The 18,465-nt window shown below is 41.1% G+C and carries 15 protein-coding genes and 1 tRNA gene; 5 read left to right on the plus strand and 11 right to left on the minus strand.

What is annotated here, in order from left to right; translation table 11 throughout:
* Together FC33_RS00895 and FC33_RS00900 are read right to left on the minus strand one after the other, a co-directional pair.
* Positions 1 to 464, minus strand: a 464-nt coding sequence (locus FC33_RS00895; RefSeq protein WP_235803874.1) for a glyceraldehyde 3-phosphate dehydrogenase NAD-binding domain-containing protein, incomplete at its 3' end; no start/stop codon positions are given.
* 293 nt (positions 465 to 757) lie between these two features.
* Positions 758 to 829, minus strand: a tRNA-Arg gene (locus FC33_RS00900).
* Between the two features lie 67 nt (positions 830 to 896).
* Between FC33_RS00900 and rpoN the strand changes: the two genes are divergently transcribed.
* Positions 897 to 2,171, plus strand: coding sequence for an RNA polymerase factor sigma-54 (gene rpoN, locus FC33_RS00905; RefSeq protein ID WP_057826747.1), 1,275 nt, complete (start codon positions 897 to 899; stop codon positions 2,169 to 2,171).
* 38 nt (positions 2,172 to 2,209) lie between these two features.
* Here the strand turns inward: rpoN and glmS are convergent, their stop codons facing one another.
* The 5 genes from glmS to FC33_RS00930 all read right to left on the minus strand — a co-directional run bounded on the left by glmS (position 2,210) and on the right by FC33_RS00930 (position 9,526).
* Positions 2,210 to 4,027, minus strand: a complete 1,818-nt coding sequence (gene glmS / locus FC33_RS00910; protein ID WP_057826748.1) for a glutamine--fructose-6-phosphate transaminase (isomerizing) — start codon at positions 4,025 to 4,027, stop codon at positions 2,210 to 2,212.
* 213 nt (positions 4,028 to 4,240) lie between these two features.
* Complete coding sequence (gene secA, locus FC33_RS00915) at positions 4,241 to 6,604, minus strand: preprotein translocase subunit SecA (protein WP_057826749.1); 2,364 nt, start codon at positions 6,602 to 6,604, stop codon at positions 4,241 to 4,243.
* A gap of 238 nt (positions 6,605 to 6,842) precedes the next feature.
* A complete protein-coding gene (hpf, locus tag FC33_RS00920; RefSeq protein WP_057826750.1) occupies positions 6,843 to 7,391 on the minus strand; it encodes a ribosome hibernation-promoting factor, HPF/YfiA family in 549 nt (182 codons plus the stop codon).
* Between the two features lie 118 nt (positions 7,392 to 7,509).
* Positions 7,510 to 8,205, minus strand: a complete 696-nt coding sequence (locus FC33_RS00925) for a ComF family protein (protein WP_057826751.1) — start codon at positions 8,203 to 8,205, stop codon at positions 7,510 to 7,512.
* Positions 8,195 to 9,526, minus strand: a complete 1,332-nt coding sequence (locus FC33_RS00930) for an ATP-dependent helicase ComFA (protein ID WP_057826752.1) — start codon at positions 9,524 to 9,526, stop codon at positions 8,195 to 8,197. The genes FC33_RS00925 and FC33_RS00930 overlap by 11 nt, the downstream gene beginning before the upstream one ends.
* Positions 9,527 to 9,577: 51 nt before the next feature.
* Between FC33_RS00930 and FC33_RS00935 the strand changes: the two genes are divergently transcribed.
* Entirely contained in the window at positions 9,578 to 10,216 is a 639-nt protein-coding gene (locus tag FC33_RS00935; RefSeq protein ID WP_057826753.1) for a YigZ family protein, read from the plus strand.
* Between the two features lie 169 nt (positions 10,217 to 10,385).
* Here FC33_RS00935 and FC33_RS00940 read toward each other — a convergent pair whose 3' ends face one another.
* A complete protein-coding gene (locus tag FC33_RS00940) occupies positions 10,386 to 11,483 on the minus strand; it encodes a glycosyltransferase family 4 protein (protein WP_057826754.1) in 1,098 nt (365 codons plus the stop codon).
* A 176-nt stretch (positions 11,484 to 11,659) separates the two neighbouring features.
* Here FC33_RS00940 and FC33_RS00945 point away from each other — a divergent pair, with 176 nt between their 5' ends.
* Entirely contained in the window at positions 11,660 to 12,349 is a 690-nt protein-coding gene (locus FC33_RS00945) for a YjjG family noncanonical pyrimidine nucleotidase (RefSeq protein ID WP_057826755.1), read from the plus strand.
* A gap of 60 nt (positions 12,350 to 12,409) precedes the next feature.
* On the opposite strand, the gene groL is transcribed toward FC33_RS00945, so the two are convergent.
* Together groL and groES are read right to left on the minus strand one after the other, a co-directional pair.
* Positions 12,410 to 14,029 carry a chaperonin GroEL gene (groL, locus tag FC33_RS00950; protein WP_057826756.1) on the minus strand — a complete coding sequence of 540 codons (1,620 nt, stop codon included), beginning with the start codon at positions 14,027 to 14,029 and terminating at the stop codon, positions 12,410 to 12,412.
* Between the two features lie 26 nt (positions 14,030 to 14,055).
* On the minus strand, positions 14,056 to 14,340 hold the full coding sequence (groES, locus tag FC33_RS00955; protein WP_057826757.1) for a co-chaperone GroES: 285 nt from the start codon (positions 14,338 to 14,340) through the stop codon (positions 14,056 to 14,058).
* A gap of 194 nt (positions 14,341 to 14,534) precedes the next feature.
* Between groES and FC33_RS00960 the strand changes: the two genes are divergently transcribed.
* Positions 14,535 to 15,170, plus strand: coding sequence for a CPBP family intramembrane glutamic endopeptidase (locus tag FC33_RS00960; protein WP_057826758.1), 636 nt, complete (start codon positions 14,535 to 14,537; stop codon positions 15,168 to 15,170).
* 56 nt (positions 15,171 to 15,226) lie between these two features.
* On the plus strand, positions 15,227 to 17,182 hold the full coding sequence (locus FC33_RS00965; protein WP_057826759.1) for an ABC-F family ATP-binding cassette domain-containing protein: 1,956 nt from the start codon (positions 15,227 to 15,229) through the stop codon (positions 17,180 to 17,182).
* Between the two features lie 34 nt (positions 17,183 to 17,216).
* Here the strand turns inward: FC33_RS00965 and FC33_RS00970 are convergent, their stop codons facing one another.
* Entirely contained in the window at positions 17,217 to 18,401 is a 1,185-nt protein-coding gene (locus FC33_RS00970) for a CynX/NimT family MFS transporter (RefSeq protein ID WP_057826760.1), read from the minus strand.
* Positions 18,402 to 18,465: the final 64 nt, after the last annotated feature.

The raw sequence follows: 18,465 nt of genomic DNA on the forward strand, positions 1-18,465 counted from the left end.
TTTGTTGTACATGAAGCAGCTGAGATGATGTCTGCATCTGGTGTGATGATGTCATCATTTACGCCGTATACAACTGTTGGCATGTCACCAGCTGGTGCTGATACAAGAACCTTCTTTGCGCCAGCCTTTAAGTGAGCTGATGCCTTTTCTTCTGATGTGTAGAAACCTGTTGATTCAAGTACTAATTCAACACCATCGTTCTTAACCCAAGGAATGTTTGTTGCGTCTGCTTCTGCGTATACAGGGATTTCCTTACCGTTAACGATAAGTGAGTGATCTGTTGCAGAAACTTCTGCATCAAATTGACCATGAGCTGTGTCGTACTTCAATAAGTGAGCCAACATAGCTGGTGATGTTAAATCGTTGATAGCAACGATTTCCAAGTCATCTGAAACTTCAGCAATCCGACGGAATGCTAAACGGCCGATACGACCAAAACCATTAATACCTACTTTTGTAGTCATATTAATATTCCTCCTAAAAGGTAAATTTATACTTAAAGGAAATTAAGAATCCTTAATAACCCTCAACACTTTTGAATTATATCAGTAAAAATAAACGTATGCAAGCATATTCATCTTATAAGAGACTAAATATTTATTATCCCAGTAAAACGTTTTCGCTCAAGGGTTTTATTCTCTTAGTAAAGCGTGTACAATACTTATGCGTATAAAAAATTTGAATAGACTATGTTGCTAATAATCTTTTATTTTTATAAGTACAAAAAAAGAGGTTCAACCTTGAACCTCTTGATGAATGCGCCAACTGGGAGTCGAACCCAGATTACAAGAACCGGAATCTTGTGTGCGATCCATTACACTATCGGCGCATTACTTTATTATACTAACCTATTCACTATAAAATTGCAACACCTATTTTCAATCTGTGAGGAAAAAATGGAAATTTCACAAAATTTGAAACAAAAACAACTGCAAAAGCTTGCAATGACGCAGCAAATGCAGCAATCGATCAAGATTTTAAAATCGACTAACGAAGAACTTACAAAACTGATCAAGCAACGTGAACTCGAAAATCCATTTATCGAAGTTCATGATTCGCATCCGCAAAATTCTGAGACGGTTGATTTCACTAACTTGATTTCCAACCGGCAACCATCGCTCGATGATTACCTGCTTGACCAGGTTCATCTTACGATGCGCAATACCCCGATCCGGACATTGGTGATCTACTTTATTGAAAATCTAGATGATAACGGTTATTTGAAACTTGATGTTGATCAAATGACCCACGACCGAAAATTTGATCCGACATTAGTTGCTGATGCGCTTACTCTCTTACATCAGCTTGATCCGCCCGGAATCGGGGCCCGCAACCTGCAAGAATGCCTTTTGCTTCAAGCTGAACTTGATCCTGATGCGCCCCAACTCGCAGTTCCAATTTTGCAAAACGACTTTGAACAGCTCGTAAATAAAAATTGGAATCAGATTGCAACTAAATATTCGATTACCGAAGATGATGCGGTTGCCATTTTGCAATACGTTCAGACCCTTTCACCCGCTCCCGGTTTAGGGTACCAGCATCCCAACACCGAATACATCTATCCTGACCTGAAAGTTACGGTAAATGGCGGGATTCCTGCAGTTACACTCACCAAGCATGCACTGCCGCAATTAACATTCAATCAGGAATATTTTGAGGAAATGAACCAGTCAGATGATCCTACCGTTCAGTCCTTTGTTAACCAGAAAAAGCGGGAATATGACCAGCTCGACAGCCAGATCAATCAGCGTGAAAAAACAATTTTGATGGTGGGGCAAGCAATTATTGCCCGCCAGCAAAAATTCTTTACGGATTCCACGCATCCGCTCAAGCCGTTACTCTTACGTGACATTGCTCATCAGCTTCAGCTTCATGAATCGACTATCAGCCGGGCTGTTAACGGGAAATATCTGAAAACTGACTTTGGAACGTATGAACTGAAATCCTTCTTTACAACCGCTGCCCGCTATGCGGCTGATCAAGAATTGAGTACCGATTCGGTTCAACGAATGATTCAAAACTTAGTTGCAAACGAAGATCCGCACCATCCGCTTTCTGATCAAAAAATCGTCAATCTTTTAACGGCTAAAGAAATCAAAATCTCACGGCGGACAGTCGCAAAATACCGTTCACAGCTTGGGATTCCATCATCAAGTAAACGAAAGCAATAAAAAACATCATTGGCGAAAATGCCAATGATGTTTTTTTACTATTCAACCGTTACACTCTTTGCAAGGTTCCGTGGTTTATCAACATCATATCCGCGTTGTTCACTTGCATAGTAAGCAAGTAATTGAGCTGGAATAATTGCGACCAATGATGTTAATAACGGGTGAACCGTTGGCAATACGATTTGATCAGTATCCTTTGCTAAATCCTTTGAAACAATCGAAATCACGTTTGCACCCCGGGCAACAACTTCTTCTTCGTTGCTCCGTGTGTGCGATGCAATTGCATGATCGGTGATAATTGAAATTACCGGTGTTCCTTCTTCGATCAAAGCAATTGTTCCGTGTTTCAATTCTCCGGCAGCAAATCCTTCAGTTTGAATATATGAAACTTCTTTCAACTTCAATGCTGCTTCAATTGCCGTATCGTAGTCGATTGCCCGGCCAATGTAAAATGCATTCCGTGCCTTTGCAAGGTACTTTTGAGCAAGCTTTTCAATATCGTGCTTTTCGTCGACCAATTCTTGCATTCCGTTCGCAACAATTGACAATTCCTTCCGCACATCAAAGCCTTTTGCTTCTTGGTATCCCATGTCGACTCCAAGAGCCTTTGCTAGTAAAGCTTCAACTGCAATCTGAGCCGTGTATGCTTTGGTTGAAGCAACCGCAATTTCTGGGCCCGCATACAATAACAAGGTATACGTTGCTTCCCGTGATAGCGTTGAGTTCGCAACGTTAGTAATCGTTAAACTTGGATAACCAGCTTCATTAACCTGGGTTAATACTTGGTGACTATCTGCGGTTTCACCACTTTGAGTCAAGAAGATGAAGAATGGCTTCTTTGATAACAATGGTTGGTTATAAGCAAATTCAGAAGCAACATGCACTTCAGTTGGAATCTTGGCGAATTTTTCAAACAATTCATGACCAACCAAGCCAGCATGGTAGCTTGTTCCAGCAGCCACAATGTAAAGCCGATCCGCATCTTCGATCGCATTGATCAAATCTTGATCGATTTTCATTGAGCCGTCTTCATTCGTATATTCTTGAATTAACTTGTGCATTACTGCCGGTTGTTCATCAATTTCCTTCAACATGAAGTGTTCGTAAGCACCCTTTTCTGAAGCACTTGCATCTTCATCAACGTGGAAGGTCTTCCGTTCAACCGGTTGGCCGTTAGCATCTTGAATCTTAATTTCATCTGCAGTTAATTCAACGATTTCGCCGTCATGTAATTCAATGAAATCATGCGTAACGTTTAACATTGCCATTGCGTCTGAGCAGACAACGTTGAAGCCGTCACAAACCCCAATCAATAATGGACTCTTCTTCTTTGCGATATATAAGGTTTCTGGATTTTCACGGTCGATCATCAAAATCCCGTAAGTTGAACCATCATCTAAAACGCTGATCGTCTTCTTGAATGCTTCAAGGGTTGACATTCCTTCCTTCGCAAAATGACCGACTAATTGAACGATCACTTCAGAATCTGTTTCGCCAGCAAATTTAACCCCTTGAAGATATTCTTCTTTCAATTCCTTAAAGTTTGTAATTACCCCATTGTGAACAAGGTAAAACCGACCATCTTCTGAAACATGCGGGTGGGCATTGGCTTCACTCGGAATTCCGTGCGTTGCCCACCGTGTATGAGCAACCCCAATTGTTCCGTGAACGTCGTCGCCGATCTTCTTTTCAAGTTCTGAGATGCGACCCTTCGTTTTGATTAAATAATCTTTTCCTTTTTCATCATTAACGTAAATTCCGGCTGAATCGTATCCCCGATATTCCAATTTCTTTAATCCGTGAATCAATAATTCAACTGCGTTGTCGTTTCCGACTTCACCGACAATTCCACACATAATGTTATCCTCTTCCTGTTTATCAATTTAAGATTTTTATAATTGGTATAGATTAATTTAAAATGATATTAATCAATGCAATTAATAATATATCCATGTTTTGATTAAATGTCAAACATAAAATCAATTATTGGTATAGGACTATACCAATATCAAAAAAGAGATCAAAAAAGAGGATGCAACCGCAATTGCATCCTCTTAGATATTAATTAATTACCGCCGAATGTTTTGCCGAATTTCAGCTTTCAAGAACAATTTTGTAACGTCCGCTTCAATATCAGCAACCATCCGTTCAAACATTTCGTAACCATCTGCTTGGTATTCAACTAACGGATTCAATTGACCATATCCCCGCAATCCGATTGATTGCCGTAATTGGTCCATTTCATCAATGTGGTTTGTCCAGTGGTCATCAACGACCCGCAAGATAACAACCTTTTCGAATTCAAGCATTTGAGCGGGATCGTTCAGTTGTTTTGCTTTGCCTTGATAGTTTTCTTCTGCAAGGTCCATCAAGTAGTCTTGGATTTCTTCCGGAGTCTTGCCGGCAAAATCATTGACCGTGATGCTGCCTTCCTTAACCATGTTAGCTTCTGCAAATTCAACTAAGCCATCTAAATCCCATTCAGACTTATCACCTTGAGTCCGAACTTCAACGGCGTGTTTAACCGTCCGGCGAATCATTGGCATAATAACGTCTTTCAAACTCTTATCTTCAAGAATGACTTCTTGACGCTGCTTGTAAATGACTTCCCGTTGAGCCCGCATAACATCATCGTATTGAAGAACTTGCTTCCGGGTATCGTAGTTGTTCCCTTCAACCCGCTTTTGAGCAGATTCAACTTGCTTGGTGATCATCTTTGATTGGATAACTGCTTCGTCATCGGCAACCTTCATGCTTTCAAGCAAATCCTTGATCTTTTCTGAACCGAACCGGAGCATCAAGTCATCTTCAAGTGAAAGATAGAATTGTGACAATCCTGGATCACCTTGACGACCTGAACGTCCCCGCAACTGGTTATCGATTCGCCGTGATTCGTGCCGTTCAGTTCCGATAACAGCAAGACCGCCTAAGTCACGCACTCCAGGTCCTAACTTAATATCAGTCCCACGACCAGCCATGTTCGTCGCAATCGTAACTGCGCCGCGTTGACCAGCATTCGCAACAATTTCCGCTTCCTTAGCGTGGTTCTTCGCATTCAAAACAGCGTGCGGAATACCGCGTTTATCAAGCAATTGTGAAAGATATTCAGACGTTTCAACCGCAACCGTTCCGACTAAGACTGGTTGACCAGCTTTGTGACGCCGTTCAATGTCATCAGCAACCGCATTGAACTTGCTCTTCAATGTTGGGTACAACAAGTCTGGACGGTCATCCCGAATAACCGGTTTGTTGGTTGGAATCGTAATAACTTGCATGTTGTAGATTTCACGGAATTCTTCTTCTTCAGTCTTTGCTGTCCCAGTCATTCCAGCTAACTTGCTGTACATCCGGAAGAAGTTCTGGTACGTGATGTTGGCCATGGTCTTCGTTTCTTCTTGGATTTCAACGTGTTCCTTGGCTTCAATTGCTTGGTGCAATCCATCTGAATAACGCCGACCATCCATTACACGTCCGGTAAATTGATCAACGATCAAAACTTCACCCTTTTGAACAACATAGTCTTTATCCCGCAACATAATGTAGTTTGCCCGCAAGGCATTGTCCAAGTGGTGGTTCAATGCCGTGTTGTCTGGATCGAACAAGTTTGTCAATCCAAAGTACTTTTCAGCTTTTTGAATCCCTTCTTCAGTCAATGAAACGGTCTTTGATTCAAGATCAATGTTGTAATCTTCGTCTTCAGTCAATGTCTTCGCAAACCGGTCTGTCCGAACATACAATGAAGTTGAGCCCGTTGCTTGACCAGAAATGATCAATGGAGTCCGCGCTTCATCGATCAAAATCGAGTCTACTTCGTCGACGATTACGTAGTTCAATGGCCGTTGAACCATATCTTCTTTATAAACAACCATGTTATCCCGCAAATAGTCGAATCCAAGTTCACTGTTTGTTGAATATGTGATGTCCGCATTGTATGCTTCCCGTTTTTCTTCTGGTGACTTGCTTGAAACGTTTAATCCAACCGTTAATCCAAGCCACTTATATAATTCACCCATTTCAGTTGCATCACGTTCTGAAAGGTATTCGTTAACCGTAACAACGTGAACCCCTTTCCCTGAAAGGGCGTTCAAGTAAACCGGCATGGTAGCCGTCAAGGTTTTCCCTTCACCAGTTTTCATTTCAGCAATGTTACCTTCATGAAGAACGATTCCACCTAAAATTTGAACGTGGTACGGGTATAAGCCCAAGACACGCTTAGCACCTTCACGAGCAACGGCAAATGCTTCTGGAAGCAAATCATCTAATGTTTCGCCGTTTTGATATCTTTCTTTAAATTTCGGTGTTTGAGCTTTTAATTCTTCATCTGAAAGCTTTGCCATTTGATCAGCATAACTTTCAACCTTATTTGCAATTTTATTTAAGCGTTTAATTTCGCGTTTATCACTTTCAACCCATTTTTTAAGAATATTAACCATATCTGATTCCCTTCTAAAGTTTTCATTTGGTTAATTGAAAAATACACCAAGTCTAATAATATCATTTTTCAACGGCTTTTCAAACCGCTAAAGAAGCGTTTCTTCCCTTTTATGAAAAATTTAATTAAAAAATTTAGTTATTTTGCCGTTAACATCGAAAAGAGGCCGCACTAACCTAGCGCAGCCTCTCCCACGGTAATGCCCACTTTACCGCAATTTCGATTTAGTTTTTAATTAATTATTCTTCATTAATATCAATCAAACCGTACCGACCATCACGCCGCCGGTAAACAATGTTAATGTCGTCATTTTCAGCATCTTTGTAAATAAAGAAGTTATGCCCAAGCATTTCCATTTGCAAAACTGCTTCTTCGCTGTCCATTGGTTTAACGGCAATGTTCTTTGTTCTTACGATTTCAATTTTCTTTTCATCAGCTTCGCCTTCAACGTCGTTAACGAAGTCTGCATGGTCAAAGCCCTTTTCACGTGACTTACGGTTCACCTTTGTCTTGTGTTTCCGAATTTGACGGATCAATTTATCGGTAACCAAATCAATGCTGCCATACATGTCAGTTGATGTTTCTTCTGCACGCAATACCAAGTATGGAAGCGGAATTGTAACTTCCACCTTCGCCGTCTTATCTGGATATGTCTTTAAATTAACATGCGCCGTTGCATTGATATTTTGATCCAAATACTTTTCTAATTTGGAAACTTTCTTTTCGATATAGTCCCGAATTGCCGATGTTACTTCAATATTTTCCCCGCGAACGTTAACCTTTAACATAATAATTTCTCCTTTCACAACTGAGTATCACTACTCAAAAGAGACCTCTCATCTCTTCACTTTTATTATATCCGAAAACGCTTTAATTAACAATCAATTGCATTAATTTAAATAAATCTTAACGTGCAAGGGTAACTGACCGAATCTCGGCCGCGCCGGCTTTTAGTAAAAGATCTTGCGCATGATAAAGGGTGCGGCCCGTCGTGTAAATATCATCGATCAATACTACAAATTGATTTTTGACTTTTGCCGGTGATTTCAAAATAAACGGCTGTTGTGTTTGCATTCGTTCTGCCCGATTTTTATGCGATTGTTTGACCCGATGCCGATCGTCATCCATCACCAGCCACTGTTCCGTTTTCAAACTCGCAGTCAATCCTTTTACCTGGTTAAATCCCCGCTCACTAACCATGGTTTGCTGATCAACCGGAATAATACAGTACTTCCATTTGCGCTGCGGATATTTTTGCTGAATAAACTGCTGAAATTCGGCTTGAAAAACCTTTCGTAAATAATAATCGCCCGCAAATTTGTACTGTTCAAAATAGTCCCGCATTGCTTCATTGTGATAACAATATAATGCCTGATTATCCAACAACGATTTCCCCATTTTTTGCCACCGCATACAATCAGCACAATATTGTGAAGCACACATCCGTCCGCATCCCATACAAGTTGGACCGTCAATTCGCTGGAAACGGCTTTGACAATCATCGCAAATAAATTTTTCTTTAAAAGGATCTGGTGAAAAAATCCACGCAAGGCTTAATGAATAATCTAAGTCACGCTTACATAATAAACATTTACGATTCATGGAGTAATTTAGCCGCCTTTCGGTTTAAACTTTTTATTTGCCTTGCAGCTTGCTGAACCTTTAAAGAATAATATCTGATTACAAAATATACATCTCCGGTTGGCCGCTCCCGACTACGTCCGACCCGGCCAGCAATTTGAACCAACGATGACCGTGAAAAATTCGAATCATTGGCATCCCAGACCATTAAATCCAAATTTTTAAACGTCACGCCCCGCTCTAAAATCGTCGTCGTTACTAAATACCGATATTCTCCATCCCGCAACCGCTGCACCTTTTCGAGACGCTGCGGATCATTGGCATGGACTGTGTCCCCGGTTACCGTTGAAGGGACAACTTTTTGGATTGCTTCATAAAGCGGCGCAAGAAGTTTCACCCGGGGGACAAAAATTAAAAACGGCGTTTGTTGCGCAACCCATTTGAGAATGATTTTCCAAAGCTTAGATGACAGCTTTTGGTGCTCGACCTGCCGTTCCATTTGACGTTCGACCATAAACTTAACTTCAGGAAGCTGATGCTGATGAAACCGTAATGGCAGGTAGTCAAGGGTCAGCTGACGTTTTCGAATCATTTTCATCGAATTTTCGTCTGGCGTCGCCGTTAAATAAAGCATTACACCGTTTTCCTTACACGCATTCTTTGCCCCGGCTGCAAGGCTTAAATTATTTACGTATGGAAACGAATCGACTTCATCGATGACTAAAACATCAAATGCATGATAAAACTTCATTAACTGGTGGGTCGTACACACCGTCAGCTGCGAATAAAAATATTGATTTGCCTGCCCGTGAAGCAGCAAACAATCAACGTTTGCAAACGCTGCTTGGATTCGCGGAAATAATTCATTGCAAACATCGATTCGCGGCGAGGCAAGCGCAATTCTTTTCCCCTGCCGAATACTTTCCGTCAACATCGGAAACAACATTTCCGTTTTCCCCGCCCCGGTAACTGCCCAAACCAAATGATTCTGTCGGTGTGCAGCCTTTTCAATCAGTTGCTGCGCGCATTGCGCTTGAAATGGCGAAAGCGTCCCTTTCCACGTTAAAATTTCAGCTGGAATGTCAAACTGGTTCGGCTCCTTAATCCGATAAAGTTTATTGCGATTCGTTAACCGTCCAAATTGAATACAGTTGCGACAATAATAATCACCGTTGGGCAACATTGCCTCCTTCAACGGTGTGCGTCCTAAACAACGTTGACAACATACTTCAGATCCAGATTTTAAAAGCGCATTCTCACCGATTAAATTTAATTGTATAATGTCATCAGGCGTTAGTTGACGGTCCGTTACTTGGCGACCGTATAATTGGGAAATCTCCATTTTCATCCCTCCACTAATAACTACGCAATTGTTTATCATTTTGGAGCAATCATGAAAGAAAATTATCGCACGATTCGCCAGTCAGGGAATTTTTCGCAGATTATTAAAAAATCGGAATTCATCTGCTCAATTGCCCGCTGTCAATCAGAAAAAGAAGCCCTTGCCTTTATCGATCAAATTTCAAATCAGCATAACAAAGCTCGCCATAATTGCTTTGCGTTTATGGTCGGATTAAACGATCAGATTCAACGTGCAAGTGATAACGGCGAGCCTTCCGGGACTGCCGGCGTTCCCATTTTAAACGCGCTCAAACAAAATCATTTGCATAACGTGGTCGCAGTCGTCACCCGTTACTTTGGCGGAATTAAATTAGGAACCGGCGGATTGATCAGGGCATATAACGGCACAACGGCCGAAGCGATTCGCCAAATCGGAATCGTTGAGCGCATCGGAATGAATGAGGTTCAGTTTCAGGTTGAATATTCGCGCTTTGAAAAGGTTAAATATTACTTAGAACAACATGATGTTCACCTTGCTTCAACTGATTATACGGAAAAAATTACCCTGACTGTTCTGCTTCCACATGCCGAAATCGACCATTTTGAAGAAGCCCTTCAAAACTTTCTCGGCGTTCAATTATCATTTACCATCGGCAAAGAAAGTTATGCTGATCAACTAGTTGAAAAATAAAAAAACGAGGTTGTGACATAAGTCGCAGCCTCGTTGCTATATCCGCATAATCGGGTTCCAAAACAAACGAGCTATGTGGAAAATTCGAAAATCTTCGAATCTATGCTTCGCGATTCGTTCGCTTTTCTGCTTCCACCACGCTCGTTTTTAATGTTTTGTCACACCTTCTCTATTCCTTACCGTTTTTATGTTCGCTTGATTTTAATACGATGCGTTTGATCAAATTCAAAAGCGGTTGGTGATTGCCGCCAACTAATCCAATCAACTCAACAAAAATTTCAAGTCCAAGCAGCGTTGCGATCGTCAGCAACAGTGAACCAAAAATATTTGAGATTGGGTAAAGCAATGAAATAAACGAGAAAATCAATGCGATTCCATAAATCACCAGCACTGTTTGCCGGTGTGATAATCCCATTTGCATCAACCGGTGATGCAAGTGGTGCTTATCAGGTTTCATAATCGGTTTCTTATTTAATGCCCGTCGAATAATCGCAAAAACCGTATCTGTGATTGGAACTCCCAAAATAATTACCGGGATAATGATCGAAATAAACGTTGCGTTCTTTAATCCAAACAACGCAAACACCGAAATCATAAAGCCGATAAATAACGATCCGGTATCCCCAAGATAAATCGTTGCGGGGTGAAAGTTATATGGTAAAAAACCAATCAGCGCAGCCACCAGCGTTGCAATCATCAACGAAATAAACGTATTCGTAACGTTTAAAAAGAAATACCCGGTCAGTGCACTGGTTGTGAGGGCAATGATCGCAATCCCCGTTGCCAATCCATCAAGCCCGTCGATCAGGTTGATCGCGTTTGTAATTGCCAAGATCCAAATCAACGTGATCGGCAAGCTCAGCAATCCGAGCTTGACCGTTCCGGCAAATGGAATCGTCAACGTTGTCATTCGGATATGGGCAACATAGTAAACGACCAGGGCCGCCGTTGTTAATCCAATCAATTTTTGAAATGGTTTTAATTCATAAATGTCATCAATAATTCCTGTAATCAATACAATGCACTGCGCAATAAACAGCGCAATCATCATCCGCATTGGGTATTGGCCATGCAATAAAACAAAGTTTGTAAAGTTAAATGCAATAAAAATTGCTAAGCCACCCATCGTCGGCATTGTTTTCTTATTTACCCGGCGCGCATTCGGCTTATCAACCGCGCCCACGCGAAATGCAAGCTGCCGTACCACCGGAACAAGCAATGCAGAAATTAAAATTGTTGCGAAAATCGACGCAAAAATTTTATACATAGGATGTCCTCTTTCTGTTATCCGTATCATCAATTCGACACGATACTACCTGATATCATATCATAATTAACCTGCCAAGGGGGATGAATATTGAAAATCACACCTTAATTTTCAAATTAAATTCACGTTTAAAGTTCAATATGATACGATACATGGAAGAGAAAGAAGGAATTTTTATGCAATATGATACCTTGCTTTTTGACATTGACAATACATTACTTGATTTTGAAGCTGACGAAAGCCAGGCTTTAAAACGTCTTTTTGATTTTGTCGGAATTGAATTGACCGCTGACCTTCATCAAAAATATTCAGCTTATAATCAAAGTCTTTGGCGAAAACTGGAACGCAATGAAATTACCCGTGAAGAACTCCTTGCCACCCGTTTCAACGTCTTCTTTAAGGAAAACTTCAACCGCGATGTAACGGACTTAAATTTAAATGACCGGTACATTAATTACCTAAGCGACGGTCACGATTTAATGCCGCATGCTACCGAACTTCTTCAACTGCTTGAGCAGGATCCAGCAATTCGGCTTGAAGTTGCCACCAATGGCGTTCCGCAAACCCAATACAAACGCCTTAAGGAAGCCGAAATTATGAATTACTTTGATCAAGTTTTCGTTTCCCAAGAAATCGGCGTCAATAAACCCAACATTGAATTTTACAATTATATCGAAGATCATCTTGAAAACTTTGATGCTCGCCGAACATTGATGATCGGCGATTCACTTACATCTGATATTCAAGGCGGTAATAATGCCAACATCGACACGGTATGGTTCAATCCGCAACACCTTGAAAATTCATCATCGGCCCAGCCAACTTATGAAATTGATGATTTATTACAAATTAAGAAACTTATCTAAATAAACAAAAAAACAGTGTGATTTTTCAATCACACTGTTTTTATTTCAAATTATCAGATTTTACATCATACCGCCCATGCCGGCATCTTGTTGAGGAGCATCCTTCTTTTCTTCTGGCTTGTCAGCAACAACTGCTTCAGTTGTTAATAACAATGCTGATACGGATGCGGCATTTTGAAGAGCTGAACGGGTAACTTTAGTTGGGTCTACGATTCCGGCTTCAACCATGTCTTCCCACTTGTCTGCGGCTGCGTTGTAACCAATACCGTCTTTTTGTTCTTTAAGTTTTTCAACAATTACAGAACCTTCAAGACCTGCGTTTTCAGCGATTTGACGAACTGGTTCTTCCAAAGCACGTTTTACAATGTTGATTCCAGTTTGAACGTCACCTTCTTCTTTCAATGCAGCAACATCCTTGATGGTATTTACTAATGCTGTTCCACCACCAGGAACGAAGCCTTCTTCAACGGCTGCACGAGTAGCGTTCAAGGCATCTTCAATCCGGTACTTTTGTTCTTTCAATTCAGTTTCAGTTGCGGCACCAACCTTGATTACAGCAACTCCGCCAGCTAATTTAGCTAACCGTTCTTGCATCTTTTCTTTATCAAAGTCAGATGTTGTTTCAGCAATTTGCTTCTTGATTTGGGCAACCCGTTCTTCGATCTTGTCCTTGTCGCCTGAACCTTCAACAATTGTTGTGTTTTCCTTTGTAACAGTTACCTTTGCAGCTGAACCTAATTGATCGATCGTTGTGTCTTTCAATTGTAAGCCAAGGTCATCTGTGATTACGGTCCCGCCTGTCAAAATAGCGATATCTTGAAGCATTTCTTTCCGGCGATCACCAAATCCAGGAGCCTTAACGGCAACAACATTGAATGTTCCCCGAATCTTGTTCAATACAAGAGTTGGTAATGCTTCACCATCAACGTCGTCAGCGATGATCAATAATGGACGACCTTGTTGAACAACTGATTGTAACAATGGTAAGACTTCTTGAATGTTTGAAATCTTCTTGTCAGTGATCAAGATGTATGGATTGTCTAAGTCAGCTTCCATCTTGTCTTCATCAGTTACCATGTATTGTGATAAGTAACCGCGATCGAATTGCATTCCTTCAACAACGTCTAATGAAGTATCAATTCCCTTTGATTCTTCAACGGTGATTACCCCATCGTTACCAACCTTTTCCATCGCATCAGCAATAAACTTGCCGACTTCTTCATTGGCAGCTGAAATTGAAGCGATTTGTTGGATATCACTCTTTGATTCAACCTTGTGTGACATCTTGTGTAATGAATCAACGGCCGTCTTCGTTGCCTTTTCGATTCCTTTCCGGATTCCAACAGGGTTAGCTCCAGCAGTAACGTTCTTCATTCCTTCGTTTACGATTGCTTGGGTCAATACCGTTGCAGTTGTTGTTCCGTCACCGGCAATATCATTTGTCTTTGAAGCAACTTCAGCAACTAACTTAGCACCCATGTTTTCAAAGTGGTCTTCTAATTCGATTGCCTTGGCAATTGTAACCCCATCATTGGTAATTGTTGGAGCACCATATGATTGTTCCAAAACAACGTTGCGGCCTTTAGGACCAATTGTTGATTTAACTGTGTTAGCTAATTTATCAACACCTGCAAGCATCTTTGCACGTGCATCTTCTGAAAACTTAATTTCTTTTGCCATAAAATATCACCTCTAAGTAAATTTAATTAGTCTACGATTGCCATGATGTCGCTATCACGGACAATTAAATAATCTTCACCATCGTACTTAACTTCAGTACCTGCATATTTATCAAATAAGACTTTATCGTCAACTTTTACACTAGGAACAGCCTTTTGACCGTTATCTAACATCTTACCATCGCCAACTGCGATTACTTTTCCGGTTTGTGGCTTTTCCTTAGCATTGCTTGCTAAAACAATTCCGCCAACGGTTTCTTCTTTTTCTTTTTCAACTTTTAAGACTACACGGTCTCCTAATGGTTTAAGCACAATAAATCCCTCCATTTTTTAGCACTCGATAGCTCTAAGTGCTAACTGATTACAACTATTACTATATACGCTTTGTTTCTAAAAAGCAAGGATTTTTTATCACTCGAACATCGAGAGTGCTAATTTAATTTTTGATGATGGCTGAAACATGCTACAATACAAGTAAATTCACAATAACGAAAGAAGTTGAACTCATGGCAATTGAGAAGAATTCACTCTCAATTTTGATTAGCTACTTAGCCCTAATGATTGCCCAAATGCTTGCGCAAAAACTTTGCTGGGGAACGCAGATGCTTTACCCCGTTTTAACCGTGATCGGTTTGCTGGGAGCATTAATTATTTGGAAACTGAACCAAAAATACAGTTATCAAAATATCATTGAAGAAAAGCAATCCAACCTTAAAAAGACTATTTTATGGGGATTAAGCGGTGCGTTGCTGGTCATTTTAGGTCAGGCAGCAACCCTAACGCTTGCCCACGTTCTTTTTCATCAATCACTGATTTCGCAAAATACGAATGCCCTAATCACCGTTTTTCATCATTCGCCAATTTATCTGCTTGATATCGTGATTGCGACCCCCATTGTTGAAGAACTGATTTTCAGAAAAATTTTCTTTGGAAACTTAACTTACTATTTTAAGCCATGGATCGCCGCAATCATTTCAAGTTTTCTCTTTGTGATTGCCCACCATGATGGTCATTTTCTCACGTATTTTGTTATGGGATGTATTTTTGAATTCATCTATTATAAAGCACACGATATTCGGGCATCAATGATCGCCCACGCGGGATTAAATTTAATTACCCTTCTTTTATGGGGAATTCACTAAAAAGAATTTGACGTGATAAAATAGGAAACAGGACTTTTTAGAAAGCAGGTGACATTTTGCTCCTTCTTCAAGCACAACACGTCGCACGCCACTTTGGAGCGGATGTTTTATTCGAAGACGTTAACCTTGATATTCAGGACCACTCCCGGATCGCCCTTGTCGGCCGGAATGGTGCTGGAAAATCAACCCTGATCAAAATGATTATCGGTGAACAGGAGCCAAGTGAAGGCCAAATCGTAAAGAAAAAGGGCCTTTCAATCGGCTATCTTGCCCAGAATACCGGTTTAGAATCTAATCAAAAAATTTATGATGAAATGGAAAGTGTTTTCCAACCATTAATTGAAATGGAAAACCAGATCCATCAGCTTGAAAGTCAAATTGCGGACCCGAATGCCGATTCGGAATCAGCAGCTTACCAGCAGCTTTTGAAAAATTATGATCAGCTGATGCACGACTTTAAAGAACAAAACGGCTATGGCTATGAAAATGAAATTAAAGCTGTTTTACACGGATTAGGCTTTGAAGATTCCGACTTTGACCGTCCTGTCAGTTCACTTTCCGGTGGTCAAAAGACCCGGTTGGCCCTTGCCAAACTCTTGCTTGAAAAACGCGACCTCTTGATCTTGGACGAACCAACAAACCATTTGGACATTGACACCCTTACCTGGCTTGAAGGTTACATCCAAAATTATACGGGCGCATTGCTGATCGTTTCGCACGACCGGTACTTTTTAGACCGGATCGTCAACGAGGTCTACGAAATCAGCCATCATAAGTCAAGTCACTATACCGGCAATTACAGCCAATATATTAAAGAAAAAGATGCCCGGCTAAAAGCTCAATGGAAAGCGTATGAAAAACAGCAAGCCGAAATCAGCCACCTTAAAGACTTTGTTAATAAAAATATTGTCCGGGCTTCAACAACTAAACGGGCTCAAAGCAAACGCAAGCAACTTGATAAGATCGACCGGCTTGAACGCCCCGAGGGATATGAAAAAGGTCCCCACTTTGAATTCACGAGTGATCAGGAAAGCGGCGACATCGTTCTTCAAGTTGAAGACGGCGCCATTGGTTATGACCAGCAAATTCTTGCTGAACCAATCAACTTTGAGCTGCGGAAACACAAGGTGCTTGCCATTGTCGGGCCAAACGGAATTGGAAAATCAACCCTTCTGAAGAGTATTTTAGGGCAAATTCCATTTATTAAAGGCAGCGCCCGGTTCGGCACCAACGTCCATCCTGGATACTATGATCAGGAACAGCAAAACCTTCATGAAAATAAGACGGTTTTAAATGAAATTTGGGATGAACACCCGACAACTCCGGAAAAAGATATTCGTTCAATCTTAGGAAGTTTTCTTTTCCAAGGTGACGCCGTTCAAAAGATGGTTCATAGCCTTTCCGGAGGGGAAAAGGCCCGCTTGATGCTGACAAAGCTCGCTATGCGGCACGATAATTTCTTGATTCTTGATGAACCGACGAACCACTTAGACATCGAAAGTAAAGAAGTTTTAGAAAAGGCATTATTAAATTTCAACGGAACGGTGCTGTTTGTTTCACACGACCGGTACTTTATTAATAAAGTTGCCACCGAAGTGATTGAAATTAGTCCAGAAGGCAGCACCCTTTATCTTGGAAATTATGACTACTACGTTGAAAAGAAACAGGAACAAGAAATGCTTGCCCAAGCAGCGGCTGCAAAGGAAACCCCCGCTTCAGCCGAACAACCGAAGCAACCGTCCTCCGGAATGCAAAACTATAAGCAAAGCAAGGAACGGCAAAAACAAGAACGGAAGCTCCGCCGAACAGTTGATAAACTTGAAAATCAAGTTGCCGACCTTGAAGATCAGAAAACAGCAATCGAACAGCAAATGACTGATCCGGAAGTCTTTAGTGACGTTGCCAAAATGCAGGAGCTGCAAAAACAACTTGAAAAGGTAACAACTGACCTTTCAGCTGCTGAAGATGAGTGGGAAGAAAAATTACTCGAACTTGATGAATTTGAAGACTAAAAAATCAGTGACTTCACAAAAGTCACTGATTTTTTTAATAAATTTTTTCTTCGCGTTCCAATAAAAGGTTGGCAATCGTCATGATAACAATCAATCCCAAGAAGCATGCCGTTACAAACGTCCACGAATGGAATAGTGTATGACCGTACCCAAATAAAAACGGTCCAACCGAAGCAATCAAATAACCGCCTGATTGGCTCATTCCGGATAATTCCGCACTGTGTTCCGGAGTGGTTGCCTTTAATGAAAACGTCGTCATCAAGTATGGGAATAGGGCTCCAGCAGCACACCCGATCAATAAACTGACAATTAACCAATATGTAAAGGATGATTGTTGCCAGAAAAGCATCACGATTCCAATGATTCCCAGAGCATCAAAGAATCCCATCAACAACTGGCGTTTGCGCAGCGAAATGGCTTCAACAATTGCCGGTAAAACGAGTGCAAGCGGAATTCCAATTAATGAATAAATTCCTGACAAGTTTCCGGCAAGGGTTTGCGAAAGTCCGGCTTCCGTTGCCATTGTTGGCAGCCACGTTAACCCAGTATAAAATAACAAAGACTGCAAACCGCTAAATACAAGCATGATCCAAGCTTTCGGGGTCCGCCATGCTGATTCGCGGTGCTTGGTTTGTTTTTGCTCATCCGTCGAAGAATGGACTTGAACTTGCTTTTCACGTTTAATATTCGGTAACCAAATTACGAACGTAATTGCTAACAAAACGGTCAATACAATAATGACCATTTGCCATGAGCTATGTTGGGTAATCGGAACTGCCAATGCCGACATTAACGCGGTGGCACAGGTCATCACGGTCGTGTAAATCGCTGTCAGTTTGCCGATCTTATTTGGAAAATACGTCATTACCGCTGACGGCATCAAAACATTTAGCATTGCGATGCCGATTCCAATCAACGCGGTTCCGATAAACAGGAACGGAACATTCACGATTCGAAGTAACGATCCGATCATCAATAAGATCAACACCCCGGCAAATGTTCGGGCAATTCCGAATTTCTGGGCAATCCGCGGCGCAATCGGCGAAAAAATTGCAAACATCAGCAACGGAATCGTTGTTAAAATTCCCAACGAACTGACACTAATATGCAGCCCGCGGGCAATGTCCGTTAAAATTGGTGGAATTGACGTGAATGGAACCCGCAAAATCAGCCCCATCATGATCAATCCGAAAAATAAAAATTTTGAACTCTTCTTCATCGTAATCTCTTTTCTAAAAAGAAAACCATATCCTTTGCGAGCAAATGTTTAACAAAACATCACC

Origin of the sequence: Ligilactobacillus aviarius subsp. aviarius DSM 20655 (assembly GCF_001436315.1) — a bacterium.
Classification (GTDB): Bacteria; Bacillota; Bacilli; order Lactobacillales; family Lactobacillaceae; genus Ligilactobacillus; species Ligilactobacillus aviarius.

Coding starts and splice junctions, on each gene's coding strand:
- FC33_RS00970 (WP_057826760.1), bottom strand. CDS start 18,401: ATGAAGAAGAGTTCAAAATTTTTATTTTTCGGATTGATCATGATGGGG.
- FC33_RS00935 (WP_057826753.1), top strand. CDS start 9,578: ATGAAAGAAAATTATCGCACGATTCGCCAGTCAGGGAATTTTTCGCAG.
- FC33_RS00960 (WP_057826758.1), top strand. CDS start 14,535: ATGGCAATTGAGAAGAATTCACTCTCAATTTTGATTAGCTACTTAGCC.
- hpf (WP_057826750.1), bottom strand. CDS start 7,391: ATGTTAAAGGTTAACGTTCGCGGGGAAAATATTGAAGTAACATCGGCA.
- FC33_RS00940 (WP_057826754.1), bottom strand. CDS start 11,483: ATGTATAAAATTTTTGCGTCGATTTTCGCAACAATTTTAATTTCTGCA.
- secA (WP_057826749.1), bottom strand. CDS start 6,604: ATGGTTAATATTCTTAAAAAATGGGTTGAAAGTGATAAACGCGAAATT.
- glmS (WP_057826748.1), bottom strand. CDS start 4,027: ATGTGTGGAATTGTCGGTGAAGTCGGAAACGACAACGCAGTTGAATTA.
- FC33_RS00925 (WP_057826751.1), bottom strand. CDS start 8,205: ATGAATCGTAAATGTTTATTATGTAAGCGTGACTTAGATTATTCATTA.
- groL (WP_057826756.1), bottom strand. CDS start 14,029: ATGGCAAAAGAAATTAAGTTTTCAGAAGATGCACGTGCAAAGATGCTT.
- FC33_RS00945 (WP_057826755.1), top strand. CDS start 11,660: ATGCAATATGATACCTTGCTTTTTGACATTGACAATACATTACTTGAT.
- rpoN (WP_057826747.1), top strand. CDS start 897: ATGGAAATTTCACAAAATTTGAAACAAAAACAACTGCAAAAGCTTGCA.
- FC33_RS00930 (WP_057826752.1), bottom strand. CDS start 9,526: ATGGAGATTTCCCAATTATACGGTCGCCAAGTAACGGACCGTCAACTA.